Annotated in this window: 17 protein-coding genes; 14 read left to right on the plus strand and 3 right to left on the minus strand. The window is 42.3% G+C overall.

Translation table 11 applies throughout. The annotated features are described in order from the left end of the window. Positions 1 to 354: 354 nt before the first annotated feature. The 10 genes from IQ263_RS09240 (at position 355) to IQ263_RS09280 (ending at position 6,761) form a co-directional block, all read left to right on the plus strand. The gene (locus IQ263_RS09240; RefSeq protein ID WP_194067171.1) at positions 355 to 630 is read left to right on the plus strand and encodes a hypothetical protein; all 276 of its coding nucleotides are present in this window, start codon (positions 355 to 357) and stop codon (positions 628 to 630) included. Beyond that, positions 627 to 2,693 carry an AAA family ATPase gene (locus IQ263_RS09245; RefSeq protein WP_194067172.1) on the plus strand — a complete coding sequence of 689 codons (2,067 nt, stop codon included), beginning with the start codon at positions 627 to 629 and terminating at the stop codon, positions 2,691 to 2,693. The genes IQ263_RS09240 and IQ263_RS09245 overlap by 4 nt, the downstream gene beginning before the upstream one ends. Then, positions 2,683 to 3,339 (plus strand): Uma2 family endonuclease, encoded by a 657-nt coding sequence (locus IQ263_RS09250; protein ID WP_194067173.1) that lies wholly within the window; start codon positions 2,683 to 2,685, stop codon positions 3,337 to 3,339. Before IQ263_RS09245 ends, IQ263_RS09250 begins: the two co-directional genes overlap by 11 nt. Positions 3,340 to 3,388: 49 nt before the next feature. Continuing rightward, positions 3,389 to 4,042: a Uma2 family endonuclease gene (locus IQ263_RS09255; RefSeq protein ID WP_194067174.1), complete on the plus strand. Its 654-nt coding sequence runs from the start codon at positions 3,389 to 3,391 to the stop codon at positions 4,040 to 4,042. A 12-nt stretch (positions 4,043 to 4,054) separates the two neighbouring features. Then, positions 4,055 to 4,375: a nucleoside triphosphate pyrophosphohydrolase gene (locus IQ263_RS09260; RefSeq protein ID WP_194067175.1), complete on the plus strand. Its 321-nt coding sequence runs from the start codon at positions 4,055 to 4,057 to the stop codon at positions 4,373 to 4,375. An 80-nt stretch (positions 4,376 to 4,455) separates the two neighbouring features. Beyond that, entirely contained in the window at positions 4,456 to 4,926 is a 471-nt protein-coding gene (locus IQ263_RS09265; RefSeq protein ID WP_194067176.1) for a DNA phosphorothioation-associated protein 4, read from the plus strand. A 10-nt stretch (positions 4,927 to 4,936) separates the two neighbouring features. Further along, on the plus strand, positions 4,937 to 5,995 hold the full coding sequence (locus tag IQ263_RS09270; protein ID WP_194067177.1) for an endonuclease/exonuclease/phosphatase family protein: 1,059 nt from the start codon (positions 4,937 to 4,939) through the stop codon (positions 5,993 to 5,995). A gap of 137 nt (positions 5,996 to 6,132) precedes the next feature. Beyond that, entirely contained in the window at positions 6,133 to 6,261 is a 129-nt protein-coding gene (locus IQ263_RS30095) for a DUF6888 family protein (RefSeq protein WP_486579296.1), read from the plus strand. Then, positions 6,200 to 6,463: a DUF6887 family protein gene (locus tag IQ263_RS09275; RefSeq protein ID WP_228049915.1), complete on the plus strand. Its 264-nt coding sequence runs from the start codon at positions 6,200 to 6,202 to the stop codon at positions 6,461 to 6,463. Before IQ263_RS30095 ends, IQ263_RS09275 begins: the two co-directional genes overlap by 62 nt. A gap of 61 nt (positions 6,464 to 6,524) precedes the next feature. Further along, the gene (locus IQ263_RS09280; protein WP_194067179.1) at positions 6,525 to 6,761 is read left to right on the plus strand and encodes a hypothetical protein; all 237 of its coding nucleotides are present in this window, start codon (positions 6,525 to 6,527) and stop codon (positions 6,759 to 6,761) included. Positions 6,762 to 6,857: 96 nt separating this feature from the next. On the opposite strand, the gene IQ263_RS09285 is transcribed toward IQ263_RS09280, so the two are convergent. The 3 genes from IQ263_RS09285 to IQ263_RS09295 form a co-directional block, all read right to left on the minus strand. Further along, on the minus strand, positions 6,858 to 7,130 hold the full coding sequence (locus IQ263_RS09285) for a PIN domain-containing protein (RefSeq protein WP_228049916.1): 273 nt from the start codon (positions 7,128 to 7,130) through the stop codon (positions 6,858 to 6,860). Between the two features lie 119 nt (positions 7,131 to 7,249). Then, positions 7,250 to 7,501, minus strand: a complete 252-nt coding sequence (locus IQ263_RS09290; RefSeq protein WP_194067180.1) for a DUF2281 domain-containing protein — start codon at positions 7,499 to 7,501, stop codon at positions 7,250 to 7,252. Positions 7,502 to 7,594: 93 nt separating this feature from the next. Further along, a complete protein-coding gene (locus IQ263_RS09295) occupies positions 7,595 to 9,187 on the minus strand; it encodes a DGQHR domain-containing protein (RefSeq protein WP_194067181.1) in 1,593 nt (530 codons plus the stop codon). A gap of 245 nt (positions 9,188 to 9,432) precedes the next feature. On the opposite strand from IQ263_RS09295, the gene dndB reads away from it, so the two are divergent. The 4 genes from dndB (at position 9,433) to IQ263_RS09315 (ending at position 14,107) form a co-directional block, all read left to right on the plus strand. Beyond that, positions 9,433 to 10,545 carry a DNA sulfur modification protein DndB gene (gene dndB / locus IQ263_RS09300; RefSeq protein WP_194067182.1) on the plus strand — a complete coding sequence of 371 codons (1,113 nt, stop codon included), beginning with the start codon at positions 9,433 to 9,435 and terminating at the stop codon, positions 10,543 to 10,545. Positions 10,546 to 10,709: 164 nt separating this feature from the next. Next, positions 10,710 to 11,678, plus strand: coding sequence for an HNH endonuclease (locus IQ263_RS09305; protein WP_194067183.1), 969 nt, complete (start codon positions 10,710 to 10,712; stop codon positions 11,676 to 11,678). 22 nt (positions 11,679 to 11,700) lie between these two features. Further along, positions 11,701 to 13,416 carry a DNA phosphorothioation system sulfurtransferase DndC gene (gene dndC / locus IQ263_RS09310; RefSeq protein WP_194067184.1) on the plus strand — a complete coding sequence of 572 codons (1,716 nt, stop codon included), beginning with the start codon at positions 11,701 to 11,703 and terminating at the stop codon, positions 13,414 to 13,416. 127 nt (positions 13,417 to 13,543) lie between these two features. Continuing rightward, positions 13,544 to 14,107, plus strand: coding sequence for a GxxExxY protein (locus IQ263_RS09315; RefSeq protein WP_194067185.1), 564 nt, complete (start codon positions 13,544 to 13,546; stop codon positions 14,105 to 14,107). Positions 14,108 to 14,292 lie beyond the last annotated feature (185 nt).

A 14,292-nucleotide genomic window follows, 5' to 3' on the forward strand; every position in this document is an offset into this window, starting at 1 on the left:
TAGAAACCTGGTTTCTTGTAGATTTCTCGTGACGCGAGAACAACACTCGTAGAAACCGGGTTTCTCACCCCATACGTAACCCTGTAGTTTTTGATTTTTGCAATAAAATAAGTAAATCCACTTAATTAAGCGTCAAATAGAGATGACAAAAAAGCTAACTATAGCCTTTCGATCGTAACATGAGGTGCTAGGAGTGGGGATAGGGCATAGGGCATACCTCACCAAGCTTGAGAACCGCTATATATAAGCATTCTTCCTTCTTCCTTCTTCCGACGGACTTACATCCGTTACATCCGTTACATCCGTTACATCCCGTACATTGCTCGTTGCCGAACTTCCTTCTTCCTTCTAATTATGGCTGAAAATTTGAATGAAAATTTGGTAATCGCTTTTACATATAAAGATAGTGCGATCGCACCCGTACCGATCGGCATTTTAGCAGAAAAACGTTCTGGTTATTACACAGACAAAGATTTGAGCGACGTACAGCAACCGATTACTAGCGCGCCGCCGGAAGTCCGACAAATTATCGAGCAGGTATTGGAACTAGAAAAAGATAAACTATATATGAAATCTCCCCGCTATATTAGCGATGACATTTTGACAATTATTAGGGAAGCAATTGTATGAAGTTAATTTCACTTACTCTGTGCAATTTTAGGCAGTTTTTCGGCAAAAGTCCCGAAATTAAGCTGGCTTGGGGCGAGCAAAATATTACAGTAATTCACGGTAATAACGGTGCTGGAAAAACTGCACTGATGAATGCTTTTACCTGGGTGTTGTACGGAAAATTTAGCACGGCTTTTGCGGCGGAAGAACAATTAGTAAACAAGCGCGCTCTTGCTGAAGCCGAAATGGGAAAAGCCGTAGGTTGTTGGGCAGAAGTTGTGTTTGAACACGACAACAAACGCTACCAAGCAAGGCGTGTTTGCCGTGCTTACAAAAGTGAAAATGGTGTAGAACACATCAAAGGCGAATTGTTCCTGCAAGTAGCAAAAGATGACGGCCGTTGGATGCCAACAGCCCAGCATCCCGATGATATTATCGGACGAATTTTGCCAGTAAATTTACATCAATATTTCTTTTTTGATGGGGAACGAATCGAGCAAATTGTTCGCCACGATAAGAAAGCAGAAATTGCCGAAGCTACTAAGGAATTGCTGGGAGTAGAGGTACTGAATCGCTCTATCCGACATTTGGGAGACGCAAAAAAATCTCTAGAAACAGATTTGAGTATGATTGGTGGTTACGAAATTAAAAAACTTTTAAAACAAAAGCAAACTTTGCAGAAAGAGGTAGACCAACTTTCACAAAGACAAGTAGAAATTGAGAAAGAATTGACTAATCAAGGCGAATTAAAAAAAGCAGTTAACGGTGATTTGCTGGAACGCAGCGGTGCTGCTGATTTGCAACAGTTGCGAGACGAATTGGAAAAGCAACGGCGTTTATTTCACGAAGAAATTGATCGGGCTTCATCAGCGCTTCAACGAGCAATTTCCGGGCGCGGTTACGCGGTATTTTTGTCGGATGCTGCGGCTGAATTTAACTCGATTTTTGGAAATTTGCGCGAAAAAGGTGAGTTGCTTTCGGGGATTGGGCGGCCGTTTTTGCAAGAGTTATTAGTGCAGCAGCGCTGCATCTGCGGTACGGAATTAACTCCCGATTCTGTTGCTTCCGAAAATGTGAGCGGTTGGATGGATAAAGCGGTTGTTGGCGATGTGGAAGAAACTACTATTCGGATTAGCGATCGCGTTAATGAAATTGATAGACAAGTGGCTGATTTTTGGGAGGAACTTGACAGCCAACAAGCTAATATTCATCGCGGTAGAACAGAAATTTCGCGGGTGGAAAACCAGTTAGACGATATTCACAGCAAGCTGAAAAATTTCCCTGACGGCGATGTCAGCCGCTTGCAAAAGCGCTTGGATGAAATTGAGGCAAACATTGGCGATTTGCACCGGGAAACTGGCTCTAACCAGCAGCAGATTGAGAGTTTGAACGCGCAGGTTGCTGCTTTGGACAAGCAAATCGACAAGCAGCAACTGAACGAGCAAAAGCAAGTATTGGCCCAGCGCCGGATTGCTGCGACTCAGAATGCGATCGATCGCCTAACTGAAGTGCGATCGCGCTTAGAAAAACAGTTTTGTTCTCAGCTAGAAAAGCGAGTGCAAGATATTTTTAGTCAAATTTCTTTTACTCCTTACCTCCCCAAATTAAGCGACAAATACGAACTGACGCTAGTAGAAAATACATCGGGAAACGAATCTTTAGTCCCCGCTTCTACAGGAGAAAATCAAATCCTCAGTTTGTCGTTTATCGGCGGAATTATTGAGGGCGTGCGCGAGTGGAGTCAAAAAAATACTTTGATGGGCCCCGATAGCAGTACATTTCCGATTGTGATGGATTCTCCCTTTGGCAGTTTGGATGAAATTTATCGCAAACAAATTGCGAATAAACTGCCTAAATTAGCGAATCAATTGGTAGTCTTAGTAACAAAAACTCAGTGGCGCGGAGAAGTTGCTAGAGAAATGGAAAGTTCCATCGGTAGGGAATACGTGTTGGAGTACAATTCTCCGAAAGCTGATTGCGAAGAAGATGCGATCGAATTGGGCGGAACGCGCTATGCTTTAGTTAAGCGCAGTTCAGATGAATTTGAATATACGAAAATTGTAGAGGTGGATTATGGCTTCTAATTCGACAATTACACAGGTTTTGGAAACGGATATTTGGGTGAAGGCGACATGGGAAGAATTTCTGGCCTTCGCTGAGGATTCAGCTTGGGAAAAAGGCAAGTTTTATTACTATCAAGAGCACATGAGGGTAGAAATGTCACCAGTAGGGCCATTGCACGCGCGTCAAAATTCGATTGTTTCCAATGTAGTTATTTTGTACGCTACATTGAGAAATATCAGAATAATTCAATTTACTAATGCTAGTTTTCGCAAAGCAGGTATTCGCGAGTTTCAACCCGATCTAGCTTACTACATTGGTTCAGATTTAAGAGTTCCTCCGGCTGACAACAATTCACCCATTGATTTGAATCAATACCATCCGCCGAATTTGGTAATAGAAATTGGTGCATCTTCTTTTAACGATGATTTGGGTAGCAAGCGGTTGCTTTATGAAGATGCAGGAATTAGCGAATATTGGGTGGATCGTGCAAACACTGGGGAGGTTTTTGCCTTTGCGATTAATGGCGGAGGTAGCGGCAGGATTCAACAGTCGCGGGTTTTACCGGGGCTGGAAATCGCGTTAGTTGAGGAAGCTTTGAACCGAAGTCAAACTCAAGATGATGGGGAAATTAATCGCTGGTTGATTCAAACTTTTAGTCAAGGTTAAAAGGAGTTTGACGTGGAATTTGAATATACGAAAATTGTAGAGGTGGATTATGGCTTCTAATTCGGCAATTACACAGGTTTTGGAAACGGATATTTGGGTGAAGGCGACATGGGAAGAGTTTCTAAATTTTGGTGAGGATTCAGCTTGGGAAAAAGGCAAGTTTTATTACTATCAAGAACACATGAGGGTAGAAATGTCACCAGTAGGGCCATTGCACAGTCGTCATAATTCAGTAGTTTCGAGAGTTGTCAATTTTTATACAGCTTTGAGAAATATCCGAATAGTTGAGTTAATTAATGCCAGTTTTCGCAAAACAGGTATTCGGGAATTTCAACCTGATTTGTCTTATTATATAGGTGAAGATTTTGAATTACCTCCTCGCACGAATACGCCAATTAATTTGAATGGGTTTGCACCTCCAGCTTTAGTGGTGGAAATAGGAGCATCTTCTAGTGCAGATGATTTGGGAGTAAAGCGTTTAATTTACGAACATTCTGCAGTCCAAGAATATTGGGCAGCAAATGCAAATACGAATGCTGTATTTGCATTTGCTATTACTGCAGGAGGGAGTGGGACAATTCAAGATTCACTGGTTTTACCGGGGCTGGAAATCGCGTTAGTTGAGGAAGCTTTGAATCGCAGTCAAACTCAAGATGATGGGGAAATTAATCGCTGGTTGATTCAAACTTTTAGTCAAGGTTAAAGGGAGTTTGACATGGAAAAAGAGTATCATAAGTTGGTGCGCGATCGCATTCCTGAAATTATTCGCCAAAGCGGGAGTGAATGCGATTTTGTCATTTTGTCCGATCGCGAATACCGTCAAGCTTTGCGCCAGAAATTGATTGAGGAAGCGGGGGAAGCAGCGGTGGCTGATGAGGATGATTTGGTGGCGGAATTGGCTGATTTGTCTGAGGTGATGGATGCGGTGATGCTGAATTTTGGCATTTCGGGCGATCGGCTTTTAGCCGAAAAAATCAAGCGCCGGGAAGCCAGAGGAAGTTTTGCCAAAAAAATTATGTTATTACGAACATTCTAAAAACTATCTGCGTTAATCTCTGTTGATCTGCTTGACATCTGCGGTTACTCTACCAATTTAAAAATTACATATTAATCCCAATGGCTGCTAACAGAATTAGAATTGCTAAAGACAAAGCCGATTTAGTGAAATCCTTAACTTTATTGGATAACAACTCCGGCCCTTTTCAGACTTACGCCGATGTCATTGTCTTTGCGGCATCCTTGGGAAATCAGCGGAAAAAGCGATCGCCCTTGGGGGAAATTTCTAAACGAGAACCCGGTGCCATTGATATTGATATTTTTATATCCAGGGGTTACGATATGGCGATCAAGCTAATTGCGATCGCCGAAACCAAAAATCCTCAAATTCTCTCCCATCTCGACGAACAATTGGAAGCAGAACGCTTGCAAATTTTTGAAGAATATGCTAATGGCGGACTGGAAATATTGCGAGAAGAATTTCGGGGTGCGGCGGATTATACCGATCGCCTTTTGTTGTTCTTAATCTCCCAAAGAGACAATCAAAATCGGTCAAATGAAGAATTCGATTTAAGCAAGTTCTTATTCTAACAAATTCCCCATGCCACACCTACCCGAAAATCTCATCAACAGAGGCTTCAAGCAATCTGCAAAATTTTTTGCTTACAGCTACTCAGTATTAATTATTTGCTATTTGATTCTAAAACTAATTTTTTGGGATAGCCAGTCCATTGTAGCCTTAGTTAGCACTTTTATCCCGTTAATTTTCTTCCCAACTTTCCTGCTTCCCATCATCGGATTGTTAATCATCAAAAAAAGATGGTTTTCGATTATTTCGGCGATCGCCTGCATTCTTCTAATAAGTTGGCTGCAAATAAAATACTTTTCTCCCACATTAATTGACAGCACAAACTCGCAACCGGGAATCAAGATTTTATCCCATAACGTCGGATGGTATACAACACAGTCACCAACTTTAGTTAAACTAATTGAACGGGAAAAACCAGATATTATATTTTTACAAGAAATCGTTCATAAACATACCGAAAAAGCATTCACTTGGCTAAAAGCAGACTACCCCTATCAAATTGGCATTCCCCCGGTAGGAATTCTCAGTAAATATCCCATTGTATCCAGCGAAATACTACACTTGGCCGATCATGCAGAAACGCAGCAGCGGGCCGTTATTAAATTTAAAGATCGAGAAATAGTCGTTTATAATATGCAAACTACCGGGCCTTGGTTTAAAAAATATAAAATTTTACCTTTTATCAAAATTCCAGTTTACAAATATGGCAAACGATCGCCTGAAATTCTAGATTTAGTTGAGCGAGTCAAGCAAGAAACTCTGCCCGTAATTGTCGCAGGCGATTTTAATATGACAGACGAAACTCAAGACTACTATAACCTGCAGAAAGTCCTGCAAGATTCTTTCCGAAAATCAGGATTTGGGTTTGGTTTTACCTGGCCTCACGGTTGGGAACTTAAGTTGCTGGTAAAACGCTCGAATTGGAAATTAAACTATCCCCTTTGTCGGATTGATTATATTTGGTATTCCCAGCATTGGGGTGCAAAATCGAGTTCGTCTTTGGAGGCTACCGAGTCCGATCATTTGCCCGTGGGGGCGGAATTGGTTTTGTTGAAACCACAAAATACTTAAGTTAAACTTAATGTATTAGTCAATTATTGCCTGGAGTTATCTGTTAAAATAACTTTTAGGTGGAGTGATTAAGTCTAATGCCTACTGCTGCCCAGCTTGAGAGTTTATATCGCATTTCTTATCAACTAACTTACACAATGCTTCAACCCATACATCTTGTTTGTGTTGACGATAGAACTCGTAACGTATACATATTGGCTGGGTATGATGAAGAGCTTGAGTTCCAAATTTTACCCAATGGGGAGTTTGCTGATGAGCCAAGTTAACTATAACGAAATGTCGAATGCTGAATTGAAAAAGTATTTTCTCAGACATCGAGGAGATAGAGCCGCTTTTCAGGCGTACTTAGACAGAATCAATCAGCATCCGCTGAGGATTATTGCAAGTCCCGGCGATCCTGATTTCGATCAGAAAGTTCAAGCCGCAATTCAGCAAAAGTTACAAGCCGCAAGAAATAGTAATAGTTAGCCATTTAACAAGTTAAATACAGTCTGCGCTTGAAAGTTTGTGATAAGAAGAGATACACCCCATGCACATTACTCTCACCATTCCTGAATATTTAGAACAGCAGCTTCTTGAGACAACTGGTAAACTCAACCTGCCGATCGAAACCCTGATTTTACAATCCCTAGGTCAACTGTTTGAAGAAGACAAAGACGCTCCATCTAAAGAAGATATTTTTAACAGTCTCCTGATTGCGCTTATGGAAGTAGAAGACGGCAAAGTTCACCCGATCGCAGAACTTTGGGATGGTATTGATGTCTGAACCACCAAGCATCCAGGTTCTGTTTGCGGATGAATTGGGGGATTACGATATACTCTTAAAAGTACGAATTTAACAACATTTTAGTTGGGAAGGTAGTCAATACCAGTCTGGGAACGCGAGTTCCGAAACTCTAGAAAATTCCTTGACATTGTGGGTAACGAGATTCGCTTGGAGAGCTACGGCTGTCCCTGCAATCAAAACATCGATCGGGCCGATGGGAGTACCTTGTTGCTCCAACTGTGCGCGAATTGTAGCAGCCGCAACAGCAGCATCGCGATCGAAAGCAATAACGTTAACTCGGCTCAAAAGTTGCTGAAGTTGTTGAGTGCGTTTGGCCGGCGAATTGGATTTAGCAATGCCGACTTGCAACTCAAAAATAACGATCGCAGAAACGACTATTTCCTGGGTAAAACATTAGCAATGTTTTGAGCAACTTGTCCTTGACCTTTGAAATAGTAGATCAAGGTGTTTGTATCCAAAACGTACATTTATAGACTCTCCCGCACAACATCTTGTCCAGATTCAGCACGAATATCTTCTAGAGATGGAAAATCTTTTACCCAAGTTCCAGCAAGGGAAAAAACAAGTTCAGCCCAAGGAATCGGAGAGTCTACAGTGTCTGTTTGCTGGTTCGCGCTCAAATGCTTAGCACAGACGAATTCAGCGAAAGTGAGAATTTCGCTAGCTTGGTCTTTGGGAAGGGTTTTGGCGATCGCATAAATCTGTTCAGCGATGGTCATAATCTGGTTATAGGTAAGGTGCAGATTCAATTATACAAAACTAATTTGCTTCCTGCTCAGTGTTAGTCGCTGTGGACTTTGCCCAATAGAAACTTAACTCAGCACCTGCGGCAATCCTACCTCTTTCGGATTCACAAACCTGCCATTAAAACTAACAGCTTTATCCTCAAAAGTCCTCGCTTGAGCCACAGCTTGCCGCAAATGAGCCCGATCCATATCGTCGTCAATTCCCGCCACCAAATATACAATTAACTTCGTCGCTAAATCCCTTCCAGAAACTAACACTCGCTTTTTATTCGGATCGTACAAAATCCCGTACCACGCAGACTCAGGATTGTCCATATGGCTAAATCCTTCATCCACATCGAATCTGCGGAGTTTGTCGAAAATAGATTTCAGCGAAATTTTCTTTCTAAATGCTAGAATTCCCAAAGCATTAGCTAAGGCAATTTGACCGACTGGACGGAACAAAATATTTCCCTCGCCCCCCGGCTTTTCAAAACTAAATCGGCGCAATTCTAAGGTTTCTTCGCTGCTTTCAATTCTTTGATAGCTAGGTAAAGTTGCTAAATTATCGAACAACTTCTTAAACTCTTCAATTCCCTCTTTTAGTTCATCATCTTCGGGACGCATGGGAATTAAACCTTTTTTTTCCGGCTTCCAATGGGGGAATTTGTATTCTAAATACCGTTCCGACATATCTTGCAGCGCTTGCAATGTTGTGAGTACAGTGGATTTGGCGGCGACTGTGGCGCTGTCCCAATTGACGCGGGGATTTCTGTTATCTTGCTCTTTTAATAAAGGATGGGTGACGGCAATTTTGCGGGCGCAAATCGCAAATCCGTTGTCTTCGTTTAATAATGCTAGCTGTCCCTGACTCAGCGTTACCGCCATCAGGTTAACGTGTACAAAGATCGATCGCACGCGCCGTTGTGCTTGCTGTCGGGTTTCCCCAGCCACAGCGGCCGGGATAAACTCAATCCCGATTTTTTCGTGAGCTAATGTGTGTACTTCGTCGGGGTCAATTTGATACTCTTGGGCTAAATCTTCGAGAGTAATTGCAGCGCCCACAGGTTTTTTATTTTTGTTGTATCTTTGCAGGATTCCGGTTTTAATTAAACTCATTAAACCTTGAACTCCCATCAGCCGGTGCTGGCCGTCTAAGGCAAAAATTGAGACTTTTTGAGAAACATCCAACAGCCCTAAATTCCCGTTTTTATCAAAGGATATAAATTCAGCAGCGGATTTAGTTGCTACGCCGTTTTCATCCCATTCTTCCGCGTGAGGATTGTCTACCCAGGGGGGACTGACGACTACTAAAACTGCGGGGAATTTGTGGGATTTTCTGGCTGCTAAATATTGAGTTAGTGGGGCTTGGCGCGACCAATCCAAGGGGCGCTGGATAATTTCGTCAATGGTTTCGTCGTCGCGGACAATGTTGTTAGTTTTGAGGTCAAATTTTTGTCGGAAAAGCGGCATTTGTGAGGCGAAACGGACGCGGGAATCTAACCATTCTAGGGTGACTGAACCGATGTAGGCTTCGGTGTTTCCCATGTGGGTTTTTTGTACAAAAATGCGATCGTCTTTTCCTAAATAATTATCTAATAACAGTGCGATTTCCTGCCTTTCGCGATGTTCTTTTTCCAAAAATTGGTTAGCGAGGTCAGCCGCTGGGTTGGTATTCATTCGCAGTTTTTATATAATTACGCTATTTTTTCAAAAATATCATGGGTTAAAATTGATGTCAACTCTTGTTTTTTAAAAAGTTTTGTGAAATACTTGATTTATCTTGCCACAACCCGGACAAATACCACAAATCAGACCAAAAGTCAATAAATATTAATTCCCGATGCCCTGTTTGGCCGATGCCCAATTCCCGATGCCCGATGCCCGATGCCCAATTCCCAATTCCCAATTCCCAATTCTAAAATATGTCCACTCCTTCCTTTGAATACATTTTGCCGGTCATCCGAGGAATTCAAGCGGGCCGCGAATATTACGTGTCGATGTGTCCGGTGCGTTTTTTGCCGAAATTGTTCCCCTTTGAATCTGAAGATTTGCCGCCGTCTATGCGGGCGAAACGCGCGCTTAACAAAGCTAGAATTCCCGAAATTGCTGATTATTTGGTCAATAATTCTGGGAATTATACTTGTGGGGCGATCGCCGCTTCGATTGATGCGGATATTACTTTTGAAGCTGTGGGAAATGAGGCGGAGGAACGCAAAATCGGTCGCTTGCGAGTGCCGATGGATGCTAAATTTACTATTAATGACGGACAGCATCGCAGGGCGGCTTTTGAGATGGCTTTGCAGGAAAATCCGCAGTTGGGATACGAGACGGTGGCGCTGATTTTGTTTCTGGATATTGGGTTGGAAAATTCGCAGCAAAAGTTTGCTGATTTGAACGGTTTTCAAGTTCCTTTGGAGTCGTCGCTAAGGGTACTTTACAACCACCGAGGCGATCGCGCTTTGGTTGTAAAATCGGTTTTTAAGCAGGTTGAGGTGTTCCGGTGTTTGACGGAGATGGAGAAGGGGAGTTTGAATGGGCGATCGCCCAAATTGTTTGCGCTAAGTGCGATCGATCGTGCTATCATGGCTTTGCTGTCCAACATTCACAGCAGCAAACAAACAAAACCCTCTCATTCTGGCACTACAAAACAGAAAAAAGAGGAAGAACTTGCTCAACAAATACAACAGGCTGTTAATTATTGGAATGCGGTTAGCAGTTTTATGCCCGATTGGCAATTAGTTCTGCAAAAGCAAGTTGCGGCGGGGGAAATGCGCCGGAATTGCGTGCACTGTCACAGTGTTGTGTTGGAGAGTTTGGGGGAAGTTGGGGCCGCTTTGTTGTCGGTTTTTCCTGAGAGTTGGGAGGAACGTTTGAGCCTTTTACTGCAGGTTGATTGGTCGATTTCTAATCCTGATTGGGAGGGCGGGATTTTGTTGAAAGGGGGAATTTCTAAGTCGAGGGCTAGTGTTAGTTGGATGACTGATTATTTGAAAAATCGGTTGGGTTTGGGAACCGCAGATGCAGCCCAAAAGTGATATAATGATCTCCGGTTTAGGCTAGAGAATTACTTGTTAGTCTGCTGACACTGCTTAACTTCTCTAGTTTCTGCATTATGGTCTTACTTTGCGGTTCTTAACTTTTTTTGAAAAGAGTGTAAAATTTTAGCTCTGATTATATTTAATCATAGTGGGAGGAAAAAATGACTGCAGGAGAAGAGTCCGAAAATAAAAATCTAGCGTACTATCGACAACGTTTTGCCACTCTTAATGTAAACAATACGCGCCAACGTGGTAAAGCTAATCATAAGCCAATCTTACTCTTGTCAATCATCGATCTAATTGCTCAAGGAATAATTAGGGAGAATCGAATTTATGTTTCCGACGACTTGATTCAAACATTTAACAAATATTGGAACATCTTAGGTTCTGAAGCTCACAATCGTGGTTTGTACTATCCATTTTGGCACTTGGAAGGCGATGGTTTCTGGCATAAAACATTAAAGTCTGGATTTAATGGTTCAAAGCCTAAAACAACTAACAAGCTAAGAGAAGCTGTAGAATACGCTAGTTGGGATAATGAATTATTCAATTTACTCCAAGACCAAAATTCTCGCTCGGAATTAATAGATACACTGGTAGCTGTCTGGTTTTCATCTAATAAGGATGATATTGGAGATATTTTGCAAGTTAATCAAGACTTTGAAAATGTTGCTCAGGCAGAAACAGAAATATCGGGCCTAGCAGGAAATATTGATGCAGAACCTCGATTCTATTTAACCAAATCGGCTGTAAGAAATGCTATTTTTAGGAAAGCCGTAGTACATACGTATGATTACAAATGTGCATTTTGTAGATTAAAAGTTATCAGGAATTTCACTCAAAATATTGTAGATGGCTCACATATCAAGCCGTTTTCAAAGTTTTATGACAATCAAATTAATAATGGGATATCATTGTGTAAAAATCATCATTGGGCTTTTGACCAGGGTTGGTTTGCTATAGATGATAATTACAGAATTATCGTCGCTAATGATTTAGAAGAGGAATCCCCCAATGCCAGAACTATGAAAGATTTTCATAGTGAAACTATTCTCCTGCCAACTTTAGACCAATATCTACCAAGACTTGAATCGCTACACTGGCATCGGGTGAATGTATTTAGAGCTTAATTACGTAACTGAGTTTGAAGAAATGACAGAAACAATGCTACCACTTTTTCCACCCCGTACCGTTAGGGATTTAGTAGAAGAAATAAAAAAATTAAGTCAACAAATTAGAGATTTATATTGTTTAGATGATATTCCTTGGGTGGTCGGATATTCTGGCGGAAAAGACAGCACTACCGTAGTGCAGCTTATCTGGTATGCAATAGCAGAATTACCAGCAGAAAAAAGAACAAAAAAAATTTATATTATCACAACCGATACACTGGTAGAAAACCCTATAGTTTCTACTTGGGTACGTCAGTCATTGAAACAGATGAAGTCTGCTGCTATAGAGCAACAGCTACCAATAGAGCCTCATCTGCTTTATCCAGATGTTAAAGATACTTTCTGGGTAAACTTGATGGGAAAAGGCTACCCAGCGCCGAGACATGGATTTCGCTGGTGTACTGAACGCCTGAAAATCCTTCCGTCTAATCGGTTCATTCGTGATGTGGTGAGAATCAATGGGGAAGTGATTCTGATATTGGGTACTCGCAAAGCTGAAAGCATTAAACGCGCTGTTTCAATGGAGAAACATGAAATAGGTCGAATGAGTGACCGTTTAAATGATAGTTCTAACTCCATTAAATCTCTGCTTTATCAGAGTCCTAGTCTGCCTAATTCCCTAATTTATAGTCCGATTGAGGATTGGCGGACTGATGAAGTCTGGATTTATCTGAATCAGTGGCCGAATCCTTGGGAAAATAGCAACAAAGATTTGTTTACCATGTATCGAGGTGCAACAGCAGACAATGAATGTCCTTTAGTTGTCGATACCTCTACACCTAGCTGCGGCACTTCTCGCTTTGGCTGCTGGGTTTGCACAATGGTAAGCCAAGATAAATCTATGGAGGCAATGATTCAAAATGATGAGGAAAAAGAATGGATGCAGCCACTCCTCGATATTCGCAACGAATTAGATATAAAAGACGATCGCCCAAAAAGAGACTTCAGACGCATCTACGGTAGAGTAGAACTGTTTGAACGCAACATGGGCGACGACAAAACCTCCGTCGAACCCATCCCCGGCCCGTACACCAAATTCTGGCGAGAACACTGGCTGAGACGAGTCTTGGAAGCACAAACCCACATCCGCAAAACCGCACCCGAAGAAATGCGCGACATTACCTTAATTACCCCGGAAGAACTTAGCGAAATCCGCCGCATTTGGTTGGAACAAAAGCACGAATTTGACGACAGTTTGCCCCGCATTTACGAAGAAGTCACGGGCGAACCCTTTGAAGATTCTCGCCCCGCCGCCGAAAGAAAACTCCTAGGTAGCGACGAATGGACTGCGATTGAAGAAATTTGCAGCGATGACAAAATGCACCTGGAATTGATGGCTAAACTCCTCGATACAGAACGTCAATACTACACAAAACCTCGCCGTACAGGTATTTACGCCGATTTGGACAAGTGTTTTGAAACCAGTTCGCGATCGCAGGATGAAGCTATTGGTAACGCCCACTATCAACGCAACTTAAAAACAGCGGTGGAAGCTGTTAAAGCAAATCCGACTGAGAACATTCAGCAAGTCAAAAGTGCGATCGCCCAAACCAACACTTCTGCCAAAAATGATACGGCAGATATTGCCAAACTCAAAGAAGAACTTGAAAGCAACAGCAGTGAAGGCAGGCAATTGTCTTGGGCGGATCTTAAATATTCAACCCCCAATTCAGAAGAGGGAAAACATAGCGATTAGCAAGCAAACGCCTGCGGTCAAACCCAAACTTGTTGACAGCCACTCCGTGCGATCGCATATAATAGGTTGTCAACTAACCGCTGCATTACGAAACCATTATCGTTTAAATTACCAAATTTTTACGACCATGATAGACCCCAATATTCCCCATCAGGATCTGACATACAGCATCATCGGCTGTGCAATGAGAGTACACCGGAGGACACAAAAAGGTTTAAGAGAAAAACATTACCAAAGAGCATTTGATGCAGAAATGCTTGAATCCGGTATTACAACAGAAATGGAATATCCCAGACAAATTTACGACGGTCAAGTTTGGATGGGAATCCTCTATCTAGACCATTGGGTCAATGAATGTATTGTAGTAGAGGATAAAGCCGTAAATTATCCAATGACCGATAAAGACCAAGCTCAAATCATAGCTTACTTAGCATCTACAGGAGCGAAAGTAGGTTTATTTATCAACTTTGGTCGCAGCAAATTAGAATATCACCGCATTCTTCCACCAAAATCTGTACAAGGTTGGCAAAAACACATTCAACCATACTTGTGGCGGCCGAAAACAAATGGCAGAGGCTGGATGAGGGGAAGTTCAGGAACATACGAAGAAACAGATGTCGAACTCCCCTTACCTCCTAGCATTGGGCCCCAAAACCAGGAGGAAGATTCAACAGATATAATCGATTGGTAGCAAAGGGGGAAGCGGTTAGCAGCGAATTTTGTAGCGGATTTAACGGATGTAACGGATGTAACGGATGATTAGTGGGAGATCACCAAATCCGCCACTAACCGCCGCCCCACCAACCACCCATCCGCTAAATCCGCGACCAAATCCGCCACTAACCGCCGCCCCACCAACCACCCATCCGCTAAATC

Origin of the sequence: Tychonema sp. LEGE 06208, from assembly GCF_015207505.1 — a bacterium.
Classification (GTDB): domain Bacteria; phylum Cyanobacteriota; class Cyanobacteriia; order Cyanobacteriales; family Microcoleaceae; genus Microcoleus.

Coding starts and splice junctions, on each gene's coding strand:
- IQ263_RS09295 (WP_194067181.1), bottom strand. CDS start 9,187: ATGAATACCAACCCAGCGGCTGACCTCGCTAACCAATTTTTGGAAAAA.
- IQ263_RS09260 (WP_194067175.1), top strand. CDS start 4,055: ATGGAAAAAGAGTATCATAAGTTGGTGCGCGATCGCATTCCTGAAATT.
- IQ263_RS09265 (WP_194067176.1), top strand. CDS start 4,456: ATGGCTGCTAACAGAATTAGAATTGCTAAAGACAAAGCCGATTTAGTG.
- IQ263_RS09290 (WP_194067180.1), bottom strand. CDS start 7,501: ATGACCATCGCTGAACAGATTTATGCGATCGCCAAAACCCTTCCCAAA.
- IQ263_RS09245 (WP_194067172.1), top strand. CDS start 627: ATGAAGTTAATTTCACTTACTCTGTGCAATTTTAGGCAGTTTTTCGGC.
- IQ263_RS09280 (WP_194067179.1), top strand. CDS start 6,525: ATGCACATTACTCTCACCATTCCTGAATATTTAGAACAGCAGCTTCTT.
- IQ263_RS09315 (WP_194067185.1), top strand. CDS start 13,544: ATGATAGACCCCAATATTCCCCATCAGGATCTGACATACAGCATCATC.
- IQ263_RS09305 (WP_194067183.1), top strand. CDS start 10,710: ATGACTGCAGGAGAAGAGTCCGAAAATAAAAATCTAGCGTACTATCGA.
- dndB (WP_194067182.1), top strand. CDS start 9,433: ATGTCCACTCCTTCCTTTGAATACATTTTGCCGGTCATCCGAGGAATT.
- IQ263_RS09255 (WP_194067174.1), top strand. CDS start 3,389: ATGGCTTCTAATTCGGCAATTACACAGGTTTTGGAAACGGATATTTGG.
- IQ263_RS09270 (WP_194067177.1), top strand. CDS start 4,937: ATGCCACACCTACCCGAAAATCTCATCAACAGAGGCTTCAAGCAATCT.
- IQ263_RS09250 (WP_194067173.1), top strand. CDS start 2,683: ATGGCTTCTAATTCGACAATTACACAGGTTTTGGAAACGGATATTTGG.
- IQ263_RS09240 (WP_194067171.1), top strand. CDS start 355: ATGGCTGAAAATTTGAATGAAAATTTGGTAATCGCTTTTACATATAAA.
- dndC (WP_194067184.1), top strand. CDS start 11,701: ATGACAGAAACAATGCTACCACTTTTTCCACCCCGTACCGTTAGGGAT.
- IQ263_RS30095 (WP_486579296.1), top strand. CDS start 6,133: ATGCTTCAACCCATACATCTTGTTTGTGTTGACGATAGAACTCGTAAC.
- IQ263_RS09275 (WP_228049915.1), top strand. CDS start 6,200: ATGATGAAGAGCTTGAGTTCCAAATTTTACCCAATGGGGAGTTTGCTG.